General features: G+C 64.5%; 21 protein-coding genes. 8 read left to right on the top strand and 13 right to left on the bottom strand.

The window, feature by feature from the left end; all coding sequences use genetic code 11:
- Positions 1-126: 126 nt before the first annotated feature.
- From ACVILH_RS05765 to ACVILH_RS05805, 9 genes are all read right to left on the bottom strand, one after another.
- On the bottom strand, positions 127-636 hold the full coding sequence (locus ACVILH_RS05765) for a response regulator (RefSeq protein ID WP_456712038.1): 510 nt from the start codon (positions 634-636) through the stop codon (positions 127-129).
- Positions 637-830: 194 nt separating this feature from the next.
- Complete coding sequence (locus tag ACVILH_RS05770; RefSeq protein WP_456712039.1) at positions 831-1,151, bottom strand: PilZ domain-containing protein; 321 nt, start codon at positions 1,149-1,151, stop codon at positions 831-833.
- 35 nt (positions 1,152-1,186) lie between these two features.
- On the bottom strand, positions 1,187-2,053 hold the full coding sequence (locus ACVILH_RS05775) for a CheR family methyltransferase (protein WP_456712040.1): 867 nt from the start codon (positions 2,051-2,053) through the stop codon (positions 1,187-1,189).
- 30 nt (positions 2,054-2,083) lie between these two features.
- Positions 2,084-2,473, bottom strand: a complete 390-nt coding sequence (locus ACVILH_RS05780) for a response regulator (RefSeq protein WP_456712041.1) — start codon at positions 2,471-2,473, stop codon at positions 2,084-2,086.
- A 29-nt stretch (positions 2,474-2,502) separates the two neighbouring features.
- Positions 2,503-2,979, bottom strand: a complete 477-nt coding sequence (locus tag ACVILH_RS05785) for a chemotaxis protein CheW (protein ID WP_456712042.1) — start codon at positions 2,977-2,979, stop codon at positions 2,503-2,505.
- 27 nt (positions 2,980-3,006) lie between these two features.
- Positions 3,007-5,805, bottom strand: a complete 2,799-nt coding sequence (locus ACVILH_RS05790; protein ID WP_456712043.1) for a hybrid sensor histidine kinase/response regulator — start codon at positions 5,803-5,805, stop codon at positions 3,007-3,009.
- A 247-nt stretch (positions 5,806-6,052) separates the two neighbouring features.
- Positions 6,053-6,448, bottom strand: coding sequence for a flagellar biosynthesis repressor FlbT (flbT, locus tag ACVILH_RS05795; RefSeq protein ID WP_456712044.1), 396 nt, complete (start codon positions 6,446-6,448; stop codon positions 6,053-6,055).
- A gap of 195 nt (positions 6,449-6,643) precedes the next feature.
- A complete protein-coding gene (locus ACVILH_RS05800; protein WP_456712045.1) occupies positions 6,644-8,191 on the bottom strand; it encodes a flagellin N-terminal helical domain-containing protein in 1,548 nt (515 codons plus the stop codon).
- Between the two features lie 296 nt (positions 8,192-8,487).
- Positions 8,488-9,234: a histidine kinase dimerization/phospho-acceptor domain-containing protein gene (locus ACVILH_RS05805; protein ID WP_456712046.1), complete on the bottom strand. Its 747-nt coding sequence runs from the start codon at positions 9,232-9,234 to the stop codon at positions 8,488-8,490.
- A gap of 702 nt (positions 9,235-9,936) precedes the next feature.
- On the opposite strand from ACVILH_RS05805, the gene ACVILH_RS05810 reads away from it, so the two are divergent.
- The 5 genes from ACVILH_RS05810 to ACVILH_RS05830 all read left to right on the top strand — a co-directional run bounded on the left by ACVILH_RS05810 (position 9,937) and on the right by ACVILH_RS05830 (position 15,025).
- Positions 9,937-10,659, top strand: a complete 723-nt coding sequence (locus ACVILH_RS05810) for a Crp/Fnr family transcriptional regulator (protein WP_456712047.1) — start codon at positions 9,937-9,939, stop codon at positions 10,657-10,659.
- Between the two features lie 278 nt (positions 10,660-10,937).
- Positions 10,938-11,327, top strand: coding sequence for a response regulator (locus tag ACVILH_RS05815; RefSeq protein WP_006614400.1), 390 nt, complete (start codon positions 10,938-10,940; stop codon positions 11,325-11,327).
- Between the two features lie 224 nt (positions 11,328-11,551).
- Positions 11,552-11,965 carry a response regulator gene (locus ACVILH_RS05820; RefSeq protein WP_456716879.1) on the top strand — a complete coding sequence of 138 codons (414 nt, stop codon included), beginning with the start codon at positions 11,552-11,554 and terminating at the stop codon, positions 11,963-11,965.
- A 6-nt stretch (positions 11,966-11,971) separates the two neighbouring features.
- Positions 11,972-14,524, top strand: a complete 2,553-nt coding sequence (locus ACVILH_RS05825; RefSeq protein WP_456712048.1) for an ATP-binding protein — start codon at positions 11,972-11,974, stop codon at positions 14,522-14,524.
- A 255-nt stretch (positions 14,525-14,779) separates the two neighbouring features.
- The gene (locus tag ACVILH_RS05830; RefSeq protein WP_006614403.1) at positions 14,780-15,025 is read left to right on the top strand and encodes a hypothetical protein; all 246 of its coding nucleotides are present in this window, start codon (positions 14,780-14,782) and stop codon (positions 15,023-15,025) included.
- Between the two features lie 108 nt (positions 15,026-15,133).
- On the opposite strand, the gene ACVILH_RS05835 is transcribed toward ACVILH_RS05830, so the two are convergent.
- On the bottom strand, positions 15,134-15,721 hold the full coding sequence (locus ACVILH_RS05835; protein WP_456712049.1) for a response regulator transcription factor: 588 nt from the start codon (positions 15,719-15,721) through the stop codon (positions 15,134-15,136).
- A gap of 315 nt (positions 15,722-16,036) precedes the next feature.
- Between ACVILH_RS05835 and ACVILH_RS05840 the strand changes: the two genes are divergently transcribed.
- Positions 16,037-17,185 (top strand): hypothetical protein, encoded by a 1,149-nt coding sequence (locus ACVILH_RS05840; RefSeq protein WP_456712050.1) that lies wholly within the window; start codon positions 16,037-16,039, stop codon positions 17,183-17,185.
- A gap of 240 nt (positions 17,186-17,425) precedes the next feature.
- The gene (locus tag ACVILH_RS05845; protein ID WP_456716880.1) at positions 17,426-17,809 is read left to right on the top strand and encodes a hypothetical protein; all 384 of its coding nucleotides are present in this window, start codon (positions 17,426-17,428) and stop codon (positions 17,807-17,809) included.
- Between the two features lie 35 nt (positions 17,810-17,844).
- Here ACVILH_RS05845 and ipdC read toward each other — a convergent pair whose 3' ends face one another.
- Together ipdC and ACVILH_RS05855 are read right to left on the bottom strand one after the other, a co-directional pair.
- Complete coding sequence (gene ipdC, locus ACVILH_RS05850) at positions 17,845-19,482, bottom strand: indolepyruvate/phenylpyruvate decarboxylase (protein ID WP_456712051.1); 1,638 nt, start codon at positions 19,480-19,482, stop codon at positions 17,845-17,847.
- A gap of 124 nt (positions 19,483-19,606) precedes the next feature.
- Positions 19,607-19,807, bottom strand: a complete 201-nt coding sequence (locus tag ACVILH_RS05855) for a hypothetical protein (RefSeq protein WP_456712052.1) — start codon at positions 19,805-19,807, stop codon at positions 19,607-19,609.
- A gap of 172 nt (positions 19,808-19,979) precedes the next feature.
- Here ACVILH_RS05855 and gmd point away from each other — a divergent pair, with 172 nt between their 5' ends.
- Positions 19,980-21,071: a GDP-mannose 4,6-dehydratase gene (gmd, locus tag ACVILH_RS05860; RefSeq protein ID WP_456712053.1), complete on the top strand. Its 1,092-nt coding sequence runs from the start codon at positions 19,980-19,982 to the stop codon at positions 21,069-21,071.
- Between the two features lie 52 nt (positions 21,072-21,123).
- On the opposite strand, the gene ACVILH_RS05865 is transcribed toward gmd, so the two are convergent.
- On the bottom strand, positions 21,124-22,038 hold the full coding sequence (locus tag ACVILH_RS05865) for an acyl-CoA acyltransferase (RefSeq protein ID WP_456712054.1): 915 nt from the start codon (positions 22,036-22,038) through the stop codon (positions 21,124-21,126).
- Positions 22,039-22,149: the final 111 nt, after the last annotated feature.

Genomic DNA, 22,149 nt, shown 5'->3' on the forward strand with positions numbered 1-22,149 from the left:
TTTCTGCACGACATTCGACACAGGGACGCAGGCCCGTCGCCTGCATTGCCCTTGTTTTGATCACGCTGCGGCTGAGCCGCAGCGTTGACCATCTTTACGACCCGCGAGCATGACCGGATGGTCCGTTCAAGACCGATGCTTTGCGGCAACACCTTCGGCGGCGACGCCGCCCCAGGTGTGAACCACCGGCAGGCCGAGCGCCGTCTTGCCGAGATTGGCGAGGTAGATGCGCAAGGCGGCCAGATCGACCGGCTTCGGCAGACTCTGCAGATCGATCCCGAGCGAGCGGGCATAGAGTCGCGCCGCGATGCGCCGCGCCGCGTCCATGCCGCTGATCACGATCACGGAGCCCGCGAAGCGGCTGTCGGCGATCGCCTTGAGGACCTCGGTGCCGTCTCCGTCCTCGAGCATCAGGTCAAGCGTCACGCAATCGAACCGCTTGCCGCGCACCTCGCGGATGGCATCGTTGCAGGTCGCCACGACCGTGACTGCATGGCCGGCCTGCTTGGCCGCGAGCGAAATCAATGTCCGCTGTGCCGCGTCGTCGTCGACGACGAGAAGCTGGAGAGCGCGCCGATCGCCCTCCTCCACAGCCCCGGGCTGGCTGGTCGCAGGTTCCGAACTCATGACCGACATTGGTCGTTCCTGGCAAAATTGACTGACTTCCTCGTCATACACATCCGATCCTGCGGCCAAGTAAAAACGGCGTCCGAAAAACGGCCTGCCCGCTTAGGACTTGCGCAGGAGGTTCGGCAGGTCGTCGCACCAGCTCGATGCCAGAACCGTCACGTGCAGGCGGCGAACGATCCGCCGGGCCACAGCCACGAGACTTAGTTGACGGTCGCTTCCTGGCCGGAGGATGCGCCACGCTTCTTCTTGTTCTTGCCCTTGATGAACTGAATGTCCATCTCGGCGCCGTTGACCCGGACCAGCTCGCAGCGACGGTAGGCCAGGCCCGTCGAGGACAACAGCAGAAAGAACTCCTTGAGGTTCAATCCCTGAATCGATCCTTCGACGGTCAGCACTGCGTCATTGTCCGAGATGGCGTTGAGCTGACAATCGCGCCGCCAGGTGCCGTCGATGCCCATGATGCAGACATCGTAGCCCCGGCTGAACGTGACGCGCTCCGTACCTTTGTTCTCTTCAGACATCTTTGTGTCCTGCTCTGGTGTCGTGACGGCGAGATCTAGGTGCCGGCGGCCGCGACCCTGGCGCCCGGCAGCGGCGCCTTCGCCGTGGAGGCCACCCCGCTCGGGCGATACAGGCCGCGACGGTCCGCCAGCGGCTTGAACACGTCGGTCAGACCGACCACCGTTTCCGCAGCACCAAGCACCAGGAAGCCGTCCGGCTCCATCAGCTTCGCGAGCCGGCCGAAGATGTTGATCTTCGTATCCTGATCGAAATAGATCAGCACGTTGCGGCAGAACACGACGTCGAAGGTGCCGAGCTGCGAGAAATCGTGCAGCAGATTGAGCTGGCGATGCTGCACCATGCCGCGCACATCGGAATTGATCTGCCAGAGCTCGCCGGCCTGCTTGAAGTACTTGACCAGGAGCTGGATCGGCAGCCCGCGCTGCACCTCGAACTGGCTGTAGAGGCCAGCCTTGGATTTCTCCAGCACCTCCTGGGACAGGTCGGTCGCGATGATCTCGACGCGCCATCCGCTGAGGGCAGCGCCCATCTCCTTGAGCGACATCGCCAGCGAGTACGGCTCCTGTCCGGTCGAGCAGGCCGCGCACCAGATCCGGATCGACTTGCGATTGGCGCGCGCCTTCAACAGCTCCGGCATGATCACGTCGCGGAAGTGATCGAACGGCACCTTGTCGCGGAAGAAGAACGTCTCATTGGTCGTCATCGCCTCGACGACCTGGCTGATGAGCGTGCTCGATCCGTCCTTCAGCTTCTGGACGAGGTCGCTGATGCTGGCGAGACCGGCCTTGCGTGCGAGCGGCAGCAGGCGGCTCTCGATCAGATATTGCTTGTCGGCAGACAGATCGAGACCTGACTTATCTCGAAGCAGCTTGCGCAGGAATTCATAATCTGGCTGGTTCACGGACGGCCTCTTCTGGGCAGACGAAGGGGATCAGGCGGATTCGGCTGAGAGCGCCTGGATGAGACCGACTTCCTGGAACTTCGCGGCGACAATCTCCTTGTCGAACGGCTTCATGATGTATTCGTTGGCGCCGGCATTCAGCGCGCGCGAGATGTGATCGATGTCGTTCTCGGTGGTGCAGAACACCACTTTCGGGGTCTCGCCACTCGGCATCCGGCGCAGACGTCCGAGGAAATCGTAGCCGTCCATCACCGGCATGTTCCAGTCGAGCAGGATCGCGTCCGGCAGGCTCTTGGTGCAGAGCTCCAGCGCCTGCTCGCCATCCTCCGCCTCGACGACCGAGAAGCCCAGCTCCTCCAGGATGCGGCGCGCGATCTTGCGCACGACGCTGGAGTCATCCACGACCAGACAGGTTTTCATTTTGTCTCTCCTATGAGACGGTTGAGGGGCTAAGCGGCGATTGCCGCCTTGGGCATGAGTTCGAGCACGCGATCGACATCGAGGACGACCATCAGCTGGCCGTCGAGGCGGTGCACGCCGCCCGCAAACTTCGCCATGCGTGGATCGAGATTGACCGGGTTCTCTTCCCGGCCAGCCTCGGGCAGCCGCAGCACCTCGCCGATCTGGTCGATCAGGAGGCCGTAGGACTCGCCGCGCAGATCGACGCCGACCGCCATCGGCGGCTTGCCGTCATCGGCCTTGGCAAGGCCGAGCCGCGCCCGCATGTCGACGACGGTGACGATGCGGCCGCGCAGGTTCAAGACGCCGGCAATCTCGGCCGACGACAGCGGCACCCGCGTCACCCGCTCCGGCATGAACACGTCCTGCACCCGCGAGATCGGCAGGCCGAACAGCTGGCCGCCGATCACGGCGGTCACGAACTCGGACGCCGCGCCGTCGGAGATTTCGGTCTTGCTGCTGCTCATCGCACACTTCTCCTGCTGGTCGTCATATCAAGCCGCACGCTTGGCCGCTTCGGCGCGTTCACGCTCGTCGAACTGATCCTTCAAGGACGCGATCAGGCCGGGACGGTCGAACTTGGCGATGTAGTCGTAGAGGCCGGCCTGGCGGCCACGCTCGACCGCAGCCGGCGAAATCAGCGACGACACCGCGATGACCGGCAAATGATGCAGGTTCTGGTCGGCGCGGATGGTCTCGGCGAACTCGAAGCCGTTCATCTCCGGCATCTCGATGTCGGTGACGACGATGTCGAAGGTCTGCCCTGAGCGCAGCGTGGCGAGGCCCTCGATCGCCGATGAGGCCGTGCGCACCTTGTAGCCGGCCGACTTCAGCACCGGCGCCAGCATGTTGCGGAAGAACGGCGAGTCGTCGACCAGCAGCACGGAGCGGGTCAGCGCCTCGGTGCTCATCTCCTTGCGGATGAACCAGTCGGCGAAGGCCATCGGCAGGAAGTGGCCGACGTCGATCACCTCGGTCGCCTGGCCCTTGATCACGGCCGAGCCGAGAATGCCGTCCTTGGCGCCGGAGACCTGGATGTTGAGCCGCTCCTCGACGATGTCGATGATCTCGTCGACGACGAGGCCCATCGCGCGGGTCTCGTCGGCGAACACCAGGATCGGCTGCGACCCGGTGGTCTGCACCGCAACGCCTTCCATCTGCACCAGCGGCATCAGCTGATCGCGGTACTGCACCATGTAGCGGCCGTTCGAGATCTCGATCTTGTCGGCCGCGATCTCCTCCAGCCGCGTGACCAGCGCCAGCGGCACCGCCTTGGGATGCGCCGTGCCGGCGCGGAACACCAGGAGCGAGGTGAGCTGCTCGCCGCCGATCGCATGATGCGCGGCATGCTCGTCGGCGACAGCCTGCGAGGCGGTGCCGGCGGCGCCGAGCGCCTTGGCGATGCCGTTGGGGTCGATGATCATGATGACCGCGCCGTCGCCCAGGATGGTGTTGCCCGAGAACATGTCGATGTGACGCAGCTTGGTCGACATCGGCTTGACCACGATTTCCTCGGTGTGGAACACGCAGTCGACCACGATGCCGAAGGTCTGGTTGCCGACCTGGGTCACCACGATGAAGCCGTTCTCCGGATCCGACGACGATCCGTCGTCGATCTTCAAGAGCTTCTTCAGATGCATCAGCGGCAGCAGCTTGTTGCGCAGGCGCAGGACGGCGGTGTCCTTGATGCGCTCGATGCGATGCTCGGAGTTGGCGCGCGCACGCACCAGCTCGACGACGGCCAGCTGCGGGATCGCGAAGCGGTCGCCGCCGGCCTCGACGATCAGCGCCGAGACGATCGCGAGCGTCAGCGGGATCTTGATGGTCACCGACGAGCCTTCGCCGGCAACCGACTTGATGTCGATGGTGCCGCCGATCTGGTCGATGTTGGTGCGCACCACGTCCATGCCGACGCCGCGGCCCGACACCGAGGTGACGGCGGCCGCGGTCGAGAAGCCCGGCTCGAAGATGAACTTGTGGATCTGCGCTTCCGTCATCTTCTCGAGCTCGGCCTCGGTGACGAGACCGTTCGCCAAGGCCTTGGCCTTGATGCGCTCGGTGTTGAGGCCGCGGCCGTTGTCGGCGATGCAGATGATGATGTGACCGCCTTCATGATAGGCGGAGAGACGGATCGTGCCCTGGTCCGGCTTGTTGGCCGCTGCACGCTCAGCGGGGGTTTCGAGACCATGGTCCGCCGAGTTGCGCACCATGTGGGTGAGCGGATCCTTGATCAGGTCGAGCACCTGGCGGTCGAGCTCGGTGTCGGCGCCGTGCATCTCGAGCTCGATCTGCTTGCCGAGCTCGGTCGCGAGATCGCGGACGATGCGCGGCAGCTTCTGCCAGGCATTGCCGATCGGCTGCATGCGCGTCTTCATGACGCCCTCCTGCAGCTCGGCGGTGACGTTCGACAGACGCTGCAGCGGCACCTTGAACTCGGTGTCCTCGTTGCGGCGGGCGATCTCCAGGAGCTGGTTGCGCGTCAGCACGAGCTCGGAGACCATCGTCATCAGATGCTCGAGCGTGTCGACGTTGACGCGGATCGACTGGTTGGCGACCTTGTCGCTCTCCTGCACCTCGCCGTCGGCATTCGCCTTGGCGCGCGCCGCCTTCTTCGGAGCTTCGGCTTTCGCCTCCGCCTTGGCGGGCTCGGCCTTGGGCGCAGGCGCCTTGGCTTCTGCAGGCTTGTCGGCAGGTTTCGGCTCGGCCGCCTTCTCATGCGCCGGCGGGGTCTCGATCGCGGTCTCGCGGAAGGCGCGCTCCAGCTCGTCGAGCGAGACCTCGCCCGGACGCAGCGGACGCTCTAGCGTCTGATCGATCAGGCTGCCCTGCGTCGTCGCGGGGGCGGGCGCGGCGGCTGCGGGCGCTGCCGGGGCCAGCGGCGGCGCGGCTTCGCCTGTGCCCGCGGCCATCGCGGCCATGCCGCGCTCGACCATCGCCTCGAGCTCGCTGATGAGATCGCGGTCCTCACCTTCGGGCTCGGACTCATTGGCTTCGAGCTGCGCCAGCAGATCTTTAATGCGGTCGATGGTGGTCAGGATCAGTGTCACGGCCTCGCCGGTCACCGGCATGCCGTCACGGAATTTGCCCATCAGGGTTTCGGCAGCGTGCGCCAGTGCTTCCAGCCGCGGCAGGCCGAGGAAGCCGCAGGTCCCCTTGATCGTGTGCACCAGGCGGAAGATGTTATCCAGGATCTTGGCGTTGTTCGGCTCCTGCTCGAACCGCACCAACTGATTGTCGACGGTATCCAGGCTCTCGCTGGTCTCCGTCAGGAACTCACGCAACAGATCGTCCATGAAACTGGCCTTCCAAGAAGTGACGTTGCGATCGCAAGGCGACCGCTGATCCTGTCAGAGCGATGGTCGGTCCAGTGCTTTTGCCAGGGGCGAGCGGATCGAAACCGCCCATCGCTCGGCTCAACGGACTTTCCTGGTTCCATCGTTAGGCGGGGCTTTTCTCCGTCCCGTTAATTTTAACGTCCGTGCAAATACGGACCGTATATTCATCATCGGGCGCGCCGGCCGTGCGGACGCCGCCCGACGGTCAGGGCACCGCTTCGGCCTGCACCGCGGCGCGGTCCTCGCGCTCGATCAAGGCCCGGATTTCCTTCAGCGCCTTGTAAAGTGCGCCCTCGGTGACGTGACGGTCCACCAGCTCGGCCTGGCCGGCGGCATCCGGAAGCGCCCTGCGCAATTCGTTCATGCAGGCGAGATAGGACGCGCGATAGCGGATCGCGTCGTTCTTCAGATACATCGTCTGGACACAGAGGTAGAGGCGCTTCGCGGGCGTATCGGCCGTCTCAGCGGTGACGGTGTCACGTTCGCGCAGGATCGGCGCATCACCTTCGACGATGAAGCGCGCGCGCGTGTTCGAATTCACGATCACGCTGTCACCGATCACGATGCGCTCGAACGGCTTCAGCTCGACCCGCAAGGGCATGGCCCAACTCTCCTGGCGGGAGCGGCATCGCCGGCGTGCGGCGTTCTCTTCGACGGGCACGTCGCGTGCATCTCCGCGCCTCTGCGCAGCATCCGTCGATGTCGAACCAGACCGGCGTGGATCCCGGATCGTCTAGCCGAAAGCGGCGGGGACATGCCCCGCCGCCTCCGATTTTCGATAGGTGCCGCCCGCGCCTTAGCGCAGCAGCTGCAGCACGCTCGCCTGCGACTGGTTGGCGAGCGAGAGCGCGGACACCGCGATCGACTGGCGGGTCGACAGCGCCTGGCTGTTGGCCGCTTCCTCGTTGGTGTCGGCGAGCGTCAGGTTCGACGAGCCGGTCTGCAGCACGTTGATCAGGTTCTTGTTGAAGTCCTGACGGACCTGCACGACCGACAGGTTCGAACCGAGCGTCGAGGCCTCGTCGCGCAGCGTGGAGCTGGCGGTGTTGAGCACCTTGATCACCTTGTTCGCCGAGTTGTTGTCGAGGAAGTCGGTGCCCGAGGTCAGGCTCGAGAGGCCGAGGCCCGCCGAGTTGAACGTGACACCGGTGATCGACAGCGTCGACTTGCCGGTCTCGTTGAAGGTCAGCTTCAGCGTGTCGCCATTCAGCAGGTTGATGCCGTTGAACGACGAGTCGGCAGCGGTCGTGTTGATCTGCGCCAGCACGTTGTTGTACTGCGAGACCAGGTTGGCACGCTGCGTCTGCGCCGTCGCATCCGCCACCGGAGCCGCCGCCGTCAGGCCGTTGAAGGCCTGGCTGGAGCCAGCCGCCGTACCACTGATCGCACCGATCGTGGCCGAGGCCGCGTCGTTGGTCGTGGTGATGGAGATCTTGCCGGTCGACGAGTCGACGGAGGCCTGCAGATTGTTGGCTGCGAGCTTCGCGTTGAGGTCGTTCAACGAGTTCACCTGCCCTGTTCCTAGGCCGAAGGTGATACTGGTCGCCGTGCCACCTCCTGTGGCACCGATCGTCAAGGTCTGTCCTGCCAGGCCGTCGCCGACAGCACTCAGTCCGAGCTTGGCCAAGGTGCCGCTGCTGCCCGAGAGCGTCAATCCAGCCGCCGGAGGCGTCAGGGTGATCGCACCCGCGGTGATCGACGAGCTCACGCCAGTCGCCGTCTGGATCGCCGACAGCAGGTTCGACACGGTGTCGCCGATGCCGATGCTGGTGCCGGTCGAGGACGTGCCGGTGACGAAGCTGAAGGTCGTGCCGTTGACGACCAGCGTCTCACCCGAGGTGATGCCGGTGGCCAGGTCGTTCGACGAGGTGCCCGCGGTGCCCGACAGCTTGGTGCTGCCGGTGATCGCGACAGCGGTCGTGTTGTCGTTCAGCACGGCCGTGCCGGTCACAGCCGTCGTGCTGGCGCCCAGCAGGCTGGTGGCGGTCGCGCCGGTGAGAGCGGCGGAGGTCACGCTCGACTTGGTGGAATAGCCCACCGCGCTCTGCAGGACCTGGTTGGCGATCGACTTGGCGCTGTCGACGAGCTTCTGCAGCGAGGTGATGCCGGTGTTGGCAGCCTGCAGGACCTGCACGCCGTTGCCGATACCATCGAGCAGATTGGAGATGTCGGAAGCGCGGTTGTCGAGCCCCTGCGCGGTGAAGAAGTTGGTCGGGTTGTCGAGCGCCGAGTTGACCTTCTTGCCCGTGGAGAGGTTGTTCTGGGTGGTGGCGAGGAGCTGAGCCGTCGACTGCAGCGAGAGCAGATTCTGGCGGACCGACGCCGAGAGTACGATACCTGACATTGTCATTCCCTTCTGGATGAACATGAGATCGCCGAACCGTTCTGTCGGCGATGGGGCAGACTGTTCCCAGGAATCCTACCCGTTCCTTAAATTGACTTCGGAACGGCCGCGCATCGGCTCCGCTGCCGCCGTTAATCCTAATCGGCTGCTAATCAACTTGATTAAATACGAGAAAACCGGCGGGTTTCGCCGATTTGGATCGGTCGACGCCGCGCGGAGCCGCCGCCGGCGCCGCGTTTCGGCGACGACGGAGCTCAGTCGTTAGGACGTTGCTAACTATGTCGGCCGCCAGCGGACTAAATCAGATCAGGCCGCGCCCGGGGCAGAACGATCTCGATGCTCGCCGCCGCCGCGGGCGCGCCGAGCTCGAGGCGTCCGTTCGAGCGCCGGACGAAATCCTCGACCATCCGAATGTCATTGAATATCGGCGCGGCAAGCGCAGCGTCGTGGTCATGCGCCGAGGCCCGCAAGACGATCCGAACCTCGCCGTCGGATGCGGGCGCATCGACGCAGACGGCCTCGATGTCGATCTTACCCCCGGCAGCCATGCCGTTGCGCGCGGAGATCGCAAGGCACAGCAGGGCGGCCATCAGCTGTCCCGGATCGACGAACACCGCCGGCACATCCGAAGCGTCGGACGTCGTGACCTCGACCTCCGTGCCGAGCGTCGGCCGCAGCAGCCGCCCGACATCCGTCAGCAGCTCCGCCAGCTCGACCTTGCACGGGCGCGGCGGGCGTCCTCGCGCAAACGACAGCAGTTGCGACGTCAATCGTGCCCCGCGCGTTGCGGCCTCGTCGATCAGGCGCGCCACGGCCGCGAGCTCCGGCCTGTCCTCGACGGCTTCGGCGAGAATGTCGATCGTCCCCGTGATTACCGTAAGGATGTTGTTGAAGTCATGCAGCAGGCCGCCGGCGACCTGACCGACGATCGCGAGCCCGGGATTGACGTCGGTCATGGCCGGATCAGCGCTCTCGCTCGCAGGGCGCGCGGCATGATCTGCTGATGACGGTTGGTCGGTCCGTTGATGGATGGGAAGCGCCATGAGTCCTAAGCTATCAGTTGAGAGAGACGGCAGGTTTGCCAGGAGCAGGTTGGCCAGGAGAGAGTTTGCCAGGAGAACGCGCACAGGGCGGCGCGGCAGTGGTCAGCTTCGCCGCGGCCTTCAGCATCATTGCTGACCCTTGATCGCGCATCGATCGCTCTCCCGCTGAGTGCATCATCAGCCTGAGGACCTCGCTTTCAGCGATGACGATCAGATCGTCACCGCTGGAGCAGGAGGAGACTGATGCCACTCATCCGAGACCAGAGTTGCATTCCGACGGACAAAGATCCGTCAACGAATCAGCGCGCTTGTTAGCGATTTTGGCCTCAGGATGTCCGCTGTCAATGATGACGGCAGGCGGGCTCCTCCTCGCGAAGAGCCAAGCGCGAGAACTCCGCGACAGCGTCGTGATCATCGAGGACGGCGCCTTCACGCCGGCTGAGATCGCCGGCGCCACGTGCCACGGACACAGCCTGTATACAGACCGCGTTGAATCGCAGCATGCCTCATAGGAACGTTGCATCAGTAGAACGATTGGTCTGTTTCGCGCCCCTCTGCACGACAACGAGCACAACATCAATCAGCAGACGCAACTGGGAATCTTACCTGTTATTTTTCTTGTCAGCGGGCGTGACGCAGTTCTATGGAACCATGAGTGCATTGAGATCCGAGAGGCTCCGTACTGCAATGCAGGAGATGGCTTTGGACCCCAGCTTGCGTTCTCCGAACGGCTTCCTGTCATCGTTATCAGACGATGATTTCGAGCTGATCCGCCCCTATCTGCGGACCGTCGATCTGGTGCAGGACTCCGTGCTCGCCGAAGTCGGCGAGAAGCTTGCGCGCATCTACTTTCCTCATCGCGGCGTCATCTCCCTGGTGGTGAACCTGGCGCGGGGCGAACGGGTGCAGGTCGCCATGATCGGGCGGGACAGCTTCTTCGGCAGCATGTCGCTGCTCGCGGGGGGCGATCCGGTCGTGCTCAACAGCGCGGCCGTCCTCGTGCCCGGCACCGCCTCCGTCGTCGACATCGACCGTGTCAGGATCGCAGCCGAGCAGAGCTCGACCTTCCGCGCGCTGCTGCTGAGGCACGCGCTCGCCATTTACGTGCAGAGCCAGCAGACCGCCGGCTGCAACGCGGCTCATACGGTCGAATCCCGGCTCGCCCGCTGCCTGTTGCAGACGCATGACCTGTCGGGCGGCAACAAGCTCTACATCACGCAGGAATCGCTGGCGCAGATGATCGGGGCGCGTCGCAACAGCGTGTCGCTGGTGGCGAGCACGTTGCAGCAGGCGGATTTCATTCACTATAGCCGCGGCCATATCGAGATCATCGATCTGGACGGGCTGAAGAAGACCGCCTGCGAGTGCTATGGAGCGGTCAGGTCGCACTACGAGAAGCTGGTGCGTCCGCGCTCCCTGCCCTGAGCGTCGCGCCGGCCCGCGCAGCGCGGATCGAGCGGCCCCCGATCAAGACTCCGCCGTACGCTCCGCGGCTGCCGACCAGGTTTCGGACGCTGTTCCGTACAACTACGGTCCACCGCACGATCCGTACCGCCGACCGCGGCGGAATTAACGCGCTGTTCAACGGGCACTGATAATTGTCGAGGTGCTGACGAGCGCGAGTTCCAAGAAGCGTCGAATAATGTTCGTGCTGACCTATCTCGCCCGTGTTCGGCTTTTGACCAAACGCGCGGAGTAATGACATGGCCTTTGATCTGTCGATGCCGATCCTGGTGGTCGATGACTACGCCACTATGATTCGGATCATCCGCAACCTGCTGAAGCAGCTCGGATTCGAGAACGTCGACGACGCCAGCGACGGATCGGCCGCGCTCGCCAAGATGCAGGCGAAGAAGTATGGCCTGGTGATCTCCGACTGGAACATGGAGCCGATGACCGGCTACGACCTGCTGCGGGAGGTTCGTGCGAGCCCGGAGCTGTCGAAGACTCCGTTCATCATGATCACCGCCGAGTCCAAGACCGAGAACGTGATCGCCGCCAAGAAGGCCGGCGTGAGCAACTACATTGTCAAACCGTTCAACGCGGCGACCCTCAAGACCAAGATGGAAGCGGTATTCGGGCCCGCCGAATAGACCCGCCTGGCGAGTGCTGCAGACCGCGGCCGGACATTCGTCCGGCCGTTTTTCTGTTCGAACAACGAACCGGCATGACCTCGCAAAAGCGCAATTCGATCGTTCGGCTGAACGCACTCCGTAGTTGTACGGAAACCAAAATTTACGAGGGGGTCAGAGCCGGCCGATAGACAAGAGCCTGCTTGCCGACAACCGTGCGAGGCCGGCAACGGGACAGAGAATTCATGCGCAACGAACTCCTCGTGATCGAAGATGCCGACGTGCATCTCTCCATCTTACGGAAGATCGCAGCCCAGGCCGGCTTCAACACGACCGGCGTCACCTCGGTCGACGCCGCCGCTCAGATCCTTCAGACCAGACATTTCGACTGCGTGACGCTCGATCTCGGGCTCGGCGAGCGATCGGGAACCGAGGTTCTCGACCATCTTGCGGAGCTCAAGTTCCGGGGACCGGTGCTGATCATCAGCGCATCCGAAGAAGACGCGCTCTACGAGTCCCTGCGCCTCGGAAGCTTTCTCGAGCTGAACGTCTACCCACCCTTTCCCAAACCGATCAATCTGACGCTGCTCAGGCAGACGCTGAAGCAGATCGCACACAAGACCGACCACGAGCGGCTGGTGAAAGCGGCGGGCCGGTAGCGGACAATGAGCAACAAGAAACGTTTCCTGGGAGCGCCGGCGGCCATCGCGCTGATCCTGATCTGCATCATCGCCGGCAGCAACCTGTTCTTCCTGAGCAATCTGCGCGAGAGCGCGCTTCAACATGCCGAGGAAGACCTCAGCCGCCACAGCCTCACGCTCGCCGAGAATGCCGACCGCACGGTGAAATCCGTCGATCTCGTGCTCTCCAGCGTTCGCGATTATCTCGCGCGCGGCGGCGCCATCGATGAGGACGCCTATCGCAAGATCGCCTCCGACCATCAGACCCATCTGCTGCTCAAGGAGAAGATCGCCGGCCTGCCGCAGATCGATGCTGTCACCCTGATCGACAGCCAGGGCAAGCTGCTCAACTTCTCGCGCTACTGGCCGATCCCCAGCGTCAATATCGCCGACCGCGACTATTTCAAGGCCTTGAAGGGCGATTCGACGCTCAAGACCTATGTCTCGGCACCTGTTCAGAACCGCGGCGACGGCACCTGGAACATCTATTTCGCCCGGCGGCTGGACGATTCGAAGGGCGAGTTCATGGGCCTGATGCTCGGCGCCATGTCCGTGCCCTATCTCGAGAACTTCTTCGGCTCCACCTCGCTGGGGCTGGAAGCGGCGGTGTCGCTGATCCGGGAGGATGGCACGCTGCTCGCGCATTTCCCGCCCACCAGCGAGATCGGCAAGCCGACCTCGGGCTTCGGACAGCGGACGCTGTCGGCCGGCGGCGTGCTGCGCGAGCCCTCGGGACGAACCGGCGAGATGCGGCTGCGTGCGGCGCAGATGCTGCCGAACTATCCTGCGATGATCGTCATCTCGGTGCCGGAGCAGCATGTGCTGAAGGCCTGGCGCGCGATGGCGACGCTGCTCGTCATCACCTCGCTGATGAGCGCGATGGCGGTCCTGGCTGCCGCAGTCCTGATCTCGCGCTGGTGGGAACGCCATGAGCACCTGATCGAGGCGGCCGAGGCGGCCAATGCCGCGAAATCCACTTTCGTCGCGATGATGAGCCACGAGATCCGCACGCCGATGAACGCGGTGCTCGGGCTTGCCACCACGCTGCTGGAAACCAATCTCGACCCCGAGCAACGCCGCTCCGTGGTCGCGATCCACAATGCCGGCGACAATCTGCTCGAGATTCTCAACGACATCCTCGACTTCTCCAAGCTCGAATCCGGCCAGCTGTCGCTGGAGGACATCGCCTTCTCCGCCGAGGCGCTGGTCCACAATACGCTCAGCATCATCGGCCCGCGCGCCTCCGCCAAGGACTTGAAGCTGCGCAACGTCAGCGATCCCACGCTGCCGCCGGCGCTGGTGGGCGATGCCGGCCGCATCCGCCAGATCCTGCTCAACCTCGTGTCCAACGCGGTCAAGTTCACGTCCTCGGGCGAAGTCGTCGTGACCACGCGCTGCATCGAGAAGGACGACGAGAAGGCGACCGTGGAATGGACGGTCACCGACACCGGCATCGGCATCGCCGAGGACAAGATCGGCGCGCTGTTCGCGAATTTCGTGCAGGCCGACAATTCGATCAGCCGGCGCTTCGGCGGCTCCGGCCTCGGGCTCGCAATCTGCAAGCGCCTGACCGAGCAGATGGGCGGCGACATCAAGGTCACCTCGACACTGGGCCGCGGCTCCACCTTCTCTTTCCGCCTGACATTGCCGATTGCCGAGACGGTCGCGGTGCCCGAGCAGAACGACGACAGCATCTACGCCTCGCTGCAGAACCGGATCGCCACTTATGGCCGGCCGCTGCGGGTGCTCGTGGTCGACGACAATCCGACCAACCGTCTCGTCGCGACCAAGATGCTCAAGGACTTCGATGTCCAGACCGACACCGCCTGCGACGGCGCCGAGGCCGTCACCGCGGCCAGCCGCTTCAACTACGATCTGATCCTGATGGACGTTCGCATGCCGGAGATGGACGGCTTCCAGGCGACGCGAACCATTCGCGCCCGAGGCGAACGCCGCTCCAACGTACCGATCATCGCCTTCACCGCGAACGCCTTCATGGAAGACATCCGCGCCTGCCGCGAGGCCGGCATGAACGATTTCGTCGTCAAGCCGGCTCGCAAGAAGGCGCTGGTGGAAGCCATCCTGCGCGTGCTGCCTGGGCCGACGCCGATCATGGAGATGGTGGCTGCAGATGTCGCCCCGCTGGTGCCGGCGGGGCAGGACGTCAGGCCGGCCGAGATGACCGCGGAGGCGGAGGTTGCACCCGAGCCGGCGCTCGATCGCGAAGCCTATTCGGAGCTCGTGGGTGAGATCGGCGACGACGCCGCCCAGGAGATCCGCGATGTGTTCTTCAGCGAAACGGATGCGAGGCTGAAGCTGTTCCGCAAGCTGTCGCTCGACGGCGAACGGATCAAGATCGGCCGCGAGGCCCACTCGCTGAAGAGTGCGGCCGGCACCTTCGGCTACCGGCGACTGGCGACCTATGCGCTGGCTTTGGAGAAGAGCGCGCCTCGTCTGTCGGCCAAGGAGTATTCCGAGCTGCTCGACAACATCGACGCCGCCTACGCCGCGGCAAGGGCCCAGGAGCTGCAATACTGAAGCTCGCCGCGATCTGTAACTGCGGTCACGGATCGGCGCCCTGAGGCGGCTCGCGCCGCCGCAGATCCCTCGTGCTTCGATCAGCCCGATCTTGGCGAAGCGAGACGACCAACAAATCGTTCACAACGGGGATTCGTAGAACGCGATCTTCATATTCCCTACCAAGGGGTTGACGCCGTACTTCTACGGTTCACAATTTTCACAATCAACTAATCATGAGCTGCGACACTCGGGGTCACATAGGAGATGTGTCCCATGTTTACTTTTGAAACCGCCGACCAGAAGGAAGTCAGGCGTTTCCGAATTGCGCAGTTCAACGGTCGGACCGCGACCGTGAAGTCCGGTGGCTCGACGATCACCGGCCACGTCCGCTCCGTCATGGAAAAGGAAGCAAGCGTGCCGCCGCGCTGGACGATCACGATCGTGCCGACGCCGCCCAAAGCCCAGGCCCCGCTGCGGCCGACCTCGCGGGTTCGTCCCTTCGCCGAGGACTACTTCTAGCCGCCAGGCGGCGCGCACCCGCTCCGTTCGCCGAACGGAGCGGCTCCCGTGATGACGTCGGCCATTCCCCTCAGACCCGAACGCGAAGTCCGCCCAGATCGGATGAGATCATCCGATCTGGTTGAGAAGCGCTGCGCGCACGAGCTCTGCGGTGTTGCGCGCCCCGAGCTTGCGCATGGCCTCGGCGCGATGGCTCTCGAAGGTGCGCGGGCTGATGCCCATGCGCAAGGCGCCTTCCTTGTTGGAATGGCCTTCGCTGATCAGCTTGAGAACCTCGCGCTCGCGCGGGGTGAGCGAATTGCTGGCACGGCCGGAGCGCGCCATGGCGGCGATCGGCGCCGGTCCGCTAGCCGCCGTCCGTGACAGTGGAGCAGGCTGTCCCTGCGCGCCGGACATTCTGCTCACGAGGGCGCAGACGCGCTCGGTCTGCTGCAGCGCGTTGTCGACCACCAGCTGGACGTGACGGCGTTCGCCAGGGCTTCTGGCGATCTCGTCGCTGCGCTGCTTGATCTCGCCCATGTAAAGCATCAGCGCGGTGAGCGATCCGTTGAGCTGCTGCGCGAGAGCGAGCGCGTCCTGATCCCCGGCGTGGAGCGCGCTCTCCCGGTGCCCCGAAAGGCCCTGGTCGTTAACTTTCGTGTCCGCCGGAATGGGGGCGGCGCGATCGTCGGAAAGGCTGTTGCCGAGCTGTGCCATGGCTCATCATGTCGCAGCCCCGGCTTTAACATGGTTAATATCTGAGCCCGTAGCAATACGGGTCGCAGCGCTAACTCGCGCAATCGTCGATAATTTCTCCCACAGGTTGTTGTCAGCAAGAGTTAACCCGCCAGGAGAGCCATCGCTTGACGGCCGAAGTGAAAGGAGCCTCGATCGGGAGTTCCAGGCCAATCGTGCATTCCTACGATTGTTTACTGATATTAATTCGGCACCAACTGTTTCGTGGTTCGATGCCCCCGTTCTCGTCCCCTGAGACGAGCGGTTGAGACCTCGAGCTGACAGCCAGACACGACAATGGGCCCCGTCGACCGGATCTGGGAATTCCTGCAGCGGTTGTCGCCGTTGACGCGGAGCTGCTTGCTCAGCGAGCTGGAGCGGCTGGAGCTGAGTGGGGTCGAGATGCCGGGGTCGGCGGATCTCCAGGCGCGTTTGCGCGCCGAGATCCGCAACAGCGGCGCCGGCGGTCATCGCACCATCAATCCGTCGCGCTACTTCTTCATGCCGATCGAGCAGCTCCTGATCGACGGCTCGCCGGAGCATGCCAATGAAGGCCGCATCGCGCGGGGGTCGCTGACCCCGATCTGGGAGTGGATTTCGCGCGACCTGCTGCCGACTATGGCACGCGACTACAACGCGCAGATGAAGGATCTGATCGCCGCAGACAAGCAGCGCGAGATCCGCCAGGCGGCCAGCGCATTTCAGACCAAGGTCACGAAGTCGCTGGAAGGCACGCTGGCGCGGGCCGACGGCATCGAGCAGGTCCGCACCAAGCTCAAGGCCTACACCGCCTCTCCGTCCGTGTTCGACGACGTGGTCAAGCTGATGAAGGCGCTGCGCGCCCGCGAGGAGCTGGCGAAGTTCGCCGATTCGCTGCCGGACAAGATCGCCGAGTTCGACGACCCCCAGGTCAAGAAGATGGCGTTGCTGCTCGATGGCCTGCGCAAGAAGGAGCCGGAAGCCGTTCCCTTTGCCTTGACGCTGGTCGCCAAGCGGCTGAAGGAGCCTTGGCAGGTGATGCGGCTGGCGACCAAAGCTGCGCGCAGCAAGAACGTCGCGGATGTGATCTCGGCGCCTTACGCGGCGACCGTGCCGATGGTGCTCGACCAGCTCGAGGACAAGCGCCTCGCGCTGCGGATCGCGCTGAAGAACAACCGCGTGGTGACGGCCAAGGAAATCCTGACCAGCATCTATGACATCGAATATGCCATCCAGGTCCGCATCGACCGGATCGAGGAGTCGGAATGGGGCAACCGTCTCAACGCCATCATGAGCAACACGGACAAGATGGTGCAGGCCGAGGTCAAGCGCTTCCCCGATGAGGTCGGACATGTGCTCGGCTCCAACCGGCTGCGCAGCCATCGCTCGCTGGGGGACCGCCTCACCTATTTCGCCTGGAAAGGCCGCGACGCGATCAAGACGGCCCTGCGCTCGGCGACCGGCTGACGCCCTTCCGCATCCGGCGCTCCGCCGTAACGGCCCCGGACGGGGCTCGCCGCCCCAGGCTTGACAGCTCCTCTCCCGCTTCGCACCTCCAGTCGCTCAGGAACACGGCGGCATCGCCATCGTCTTCTCTGCACAAATCCGTGGCGTGTCATCGCGCCGACGATCAGACGGATTATCTTGAACCATGGAACGATGGAGGACGATGTGAAGGCGAGCAGGATATTGCTGATGGCACTGGCGATGGCATGTGGCGCGCTGACGAGCTCGAACAGCAGCGCACAGAGCGCGCCCGAGTCCGCCGCCGCAGCGCCGACCGCGGACAACGCCGTGCTGCTGACCATCTTCCTCAAGCACGATCAGTCGCGGCCGCTGAGCGAGCTCAACGCGCAGCTCGAGCGCCAGGGCTTTTACAAGGCGTTCCCGCCGGCCGGCATCGAGGTCGTGAGCTGGAACGTCGTGATGGGGATCGGCCAGGTGGTGACGCTCCGCCTGCCTGCCTCACGCCTGCGCGAGGTCAACCGCATCTTCGAAACCACGGCGTGGGGCGCGTATCGGACCGAGTTCTATCCGACCTATGACTACAAGGCGATCGGGCTCGCCAATCACGACAAGGCGGTGCAGTAGCTCCGGCCCTGGTCGTATTGATCCTGCCGCAGCTCTCAGCCTTTCGCCATGCGCTCGCGGGCCGATTTGAAGCCGGCCACGAAACGGGCTAGCGTGTCCGAGGTCTTGCCGCGCGGCAGCATCACTTCGACCAGCGAGAAACGGCCGCGACGCTGGAAGGCACGCTCGAGCGCGGCGACGAGCTCGCCGCGGGTGGTGACCCGCTCACCCGCCCCACCGATGGAGTTGGCGATCTCGGCATAGTGCCAGTCGTCGAGGTCGTTGAACCGCGACTCCGGCTGGAACACGCGCAGCATCTCCCAGCTGCAATTGTTGAACAGTACGACGATCGGATCGAGGCCGTAGCGGCGGCAATTGCCGAGCTCCCAGCCGGTCATCTGGAACGCGCCATCGCCGACCAGGATCAGGGGCCGCAAGCCGGTCGTGGCGACCCCGATGCCGGCGGGCACGCCGAACCCCATGCCGGCATAATATCCGGGCGCGGCGAGCGCCGTGTTGTCGATCTCCATCGCCGTGAACAGGCAATCGCCGATGTCCGAGGTCATCGGCATCCGGCCGTGGCGGTCGAACATGTCATTGATCGCGGTCGCGATGTCCGACGGCGCGATCGGCTGGTCATCGGCGACGAGCCCGCGCGGATAGGCCGAGCGCTGCCGGGGCAACCCGCCGGCGGCCGTCCGCGGCGTGGCGCGCTGCTCCAGCGCATCGATCAGATCACCGAGCGGCATGTCGCGATAGGCGTGATGGCCGATCTGCACCTCGCGGCTGGAGGCCAGGATCATACGCCGTGCATCCGGCGCGCGGTTGGACAGCGCGAAATTGGTATCCGACAGGATGACGCCGAGCATCAGCACCAGGTCGGCATCCTCGACCAGATGCGTGATCGCCGGATTGCCCGCCGCGCCCAGATAGGTGCCGGCGACGACATCGTCGGCCTTGTCCAGCAGGCCGCGTCCCATGAAGGTCGTCACCAGCGGCAGCCCGAGCTTGCGCGCCAGCGCCGCAATCCGATCCTCGACGCCGTAGCGGCGGATCTCGACGTCGACGACGATCACCGGGCGCTCGGCTCGGGCGATCCGCGCCAGGATCTCGTCGACGCATTCGTCGAGCGCCTCCTTGTCGGCCCGTCGCGGCGGCAGCGGCACGACGGGCTCGACCTCGGCATCGACCATGTCGCGCGGGAATTCGAGATAGACCGGCAGCGACATCTCCCTGGCGCTGCGCAGCACGCGCGCGATCTGCGCGGGCGCCGTGGCGGGATCCGAGAGCACGGCCTGATCGCAGGTGATCTCCTTGAACACCGCGAGCTGCGTATCCACCGTGCGCGCCTGATGGTGCAGCAGGAAGCCGGAGACGCGCTCGCGCGCACCCGGTGCGCCGGCGATGACGACGACCGGCGAGCGCTCCGCATAGGCGCCGGCCACCGCATTGACGACATTGAAGGCGCCGGCGCCATAGGTGACGACGGAGACCCCGAGCCCGCCATGATAGCGGGCCGCGGCATCGGCCGCGAAGCCGACCGCCGGCTCATGGCTGAGCGTCACGCTCGGCAGGATGTTGCTGTCCTCGATGACCTTGAACAGCGGCAACACGAAATCGCCGGGAATGCCGAAGATCTCGCGGGCCCCATGGTCCTTGAGAGCGGCGAGCAACGCATGGGCAAGAGCAGGCATCCGGACCCTCCGAGTGCGCGTGGCGTCCGACCGGTGCTACACGATCAGGACCACCCTGCCAATGAGACGCCGCTTGGTCGCTGCGAGCCCCTTGTGGCGCTCGCAGTGTAAGATCCGTCCGTGGTTACCTGCCCGTGAGCAGGACAGCCTGGACGGAAGGACTGGCCGGCGCTGCGCCATGCGGCGCCGCCAGAGTCACACCGAACAGCAACATGACCGCCATCATCATGCCCAGTTTCATGATGACGGTCCGGCGATCCGTGATCGGCAGAAACAAGAAGAACAGCAGCATAGCTGCCAGCACCAGATCGAGAATGTAGAGCATGGATGACCTCCTCCGTTGCCGGGGACAATGATCCATGAGGGAGATTTCGACTGTGCCGGTCATCACGGAGCGAAGGCATCTGCCGCAAAGGTCTGGCCCTGGGCGCAAGCCGGGCTGGCCGGAGGCCACACGGACGATGCGGCTGCGGTTCAATCGGGGGCACTGATCTCTTATGGCCAAGAAGCGGGCCCTCATCACCGGCGTGACGGGGCAGGATGGCGCCTATCTCGCCGAATTGCTGCTAAGCAAGGGCTACGAGGTGCACGGCATCAAGCGCCGTTCGTCGTTGTTCAACACTGATCGCATCGATCACCTCTATCTCGACCCTCATGAGCCGGATCCGCCGTTCCGCCTGCACTATGGCGACCTGACGGATTCCTCCAGCCTCATCAGGATCGTTGGCGAGGTGCGCCCGCACGAGATCTACAATCTCGCAGCCCAGAGCCACGTGGCCGTGTCGTTCGAGGAGCCGGAATATACGGCCAATGCCGATGGTCTCGGGACGCTGCGGCTGCTGGAGGCCATTCGCATCGTCGGGCTCGAGAAGGACACGCGGTTCTACCAGGCCTCGACCTCCGAGCTCTACGGGCTGGTGCAGGAGGTCCCGCAGCGCGAGACCACGCCGTTCTACCCGCGCTCACCCTATGCCGTGGCCAAGCTCTATGCCTATTGGATCACCGTGAATTATCGCGAGGCCTACGGCCTCTACGCCTGCAACGGCATCCTGTTCAATCACGAGTCACCCGTGCGGGGCGAGACGTTCGTCACCCGCAAGATCACCCGCGCGCTGGCCCGCATCCGCCTCGGTCTGCAGGACCATCTCTATCTCGGCAATCTCGACGCCATGCGCGACTGGGGCCATGCGCGCGACTATGTCGAAATGCAATGGATGATGCTGCAGCAGGACGAGGCCGAGGACTACGTCATCGCCACGGGCGTGCAGCATTCCGTCCGCGATTTCGTCGCGCTCGCAGCGGCGGAGATCGGTCTCACGCTGGAATGGAAGGGCAGAGGGGTCGACGAGAAGGGCTACGATGCCGCGACCGGCAAGTGCCTCGTCTCGATTGATCCGCGCTACTTCCGTCCGACCGAGGTGGCGACCCTGCTCGGCGATCCCTCCAAGGCGAAGCAGAAGCTCGGCTGGGTGCCGCAAACGACATTCGAGGAGCTGGTGCGCGAAATGATGCGCGAGGATCTCGAATCGGCAAAGCGCGACGAGCTCATCAAGCAGCACGGCTTCCGCTATTGCGCCCACCACGAGTGAGCCGTCCGCAACGCCGGCCAGAGCACCTCGATCGCGCTGCATCCGTCATAGCTCACGCGTCGAACAGCGCAGCCTCGGTGAACGCGAGGTCGCCGAGGCGCGGCGGGTGCGGGCCCTTGGCATATTTGCGGCCGCGCTTGTCCGAGTACCAGCCGACGAGCTCCGGCATCGCGGCGTTGGCGTCGAGCCGGACCAGCAGGCCGCCGCGCCGGAGCAGGAAACGCCCGAGGTTGCCGGCAAGCCGCGTGAGGTCCGCCATATCGCGGCAATACAGCAGACGGTAAATCGGCAGAATGTTCTTCACGCGGTGCTTCTGAAACACGAACGGGCTGGCGACCCCGGCCTCGCGCGCGACCACGCTCAGGCAGCCCCAATCCGCGTGCTGCCGCAGCAGATCGATCTCATAGGTGGAGAGACCTTCAACAGCACTTTCGACGAGTTCATCGATGGTCACGCCGGCCACCGGCCGGGACAAGGCCGGCGCGGCGTAGATCTGGCCGCTGCAATACACCGAGAATCCCTGCGCCTCGACCTGCGGCCAGGTGTGCGGGGCCGGCGTGATGTTGAAATAGGTCACGGTCTTGTCACGCGTCGCCGCGCGCACCAGCATCGAGCTGAACGCCCGGAACGCCGGCTCGACATACCAGCTCGAGACATTGGCCCTGACGACGACAGCACCGTCATCGGCCTGCACGTTCGAGAACAGCAGCAGGATGACACCGACCGGCACACCACCATGATCGAGGCAATAGCCGAAGGCCGGAAAGCCCGCCGGCCGCGGGCGCGCCGCGTGGCGCTCCAGCCCGCGCAGCCAATAGGCCTCGCTGCGGAAAGCAAATCCGCGTGTCAGCAGCGCTGCGACCGCGGCAAGGTCCGCGGTCCTGATTTCGCGAATGCGCACGCCGGCGACGGGCTGTGCCTGCGCCGCCGTGTCACTCACCGTCTCAGCCTTCCTGATCGGCTGCATTCCAGCATCACCCCAGAGCTGTCCCGCACCGGGAGGTGCAGGAGGGATCCGTCACGCATGCAATTATCGTAAAAAGCTCGGGGCGCAGTGAGCCACGTCGTGCCGGCCTTA

It is taken from the genome of Bradyrhizobium sp. USDA 4353, assembly GCF_054063215.1.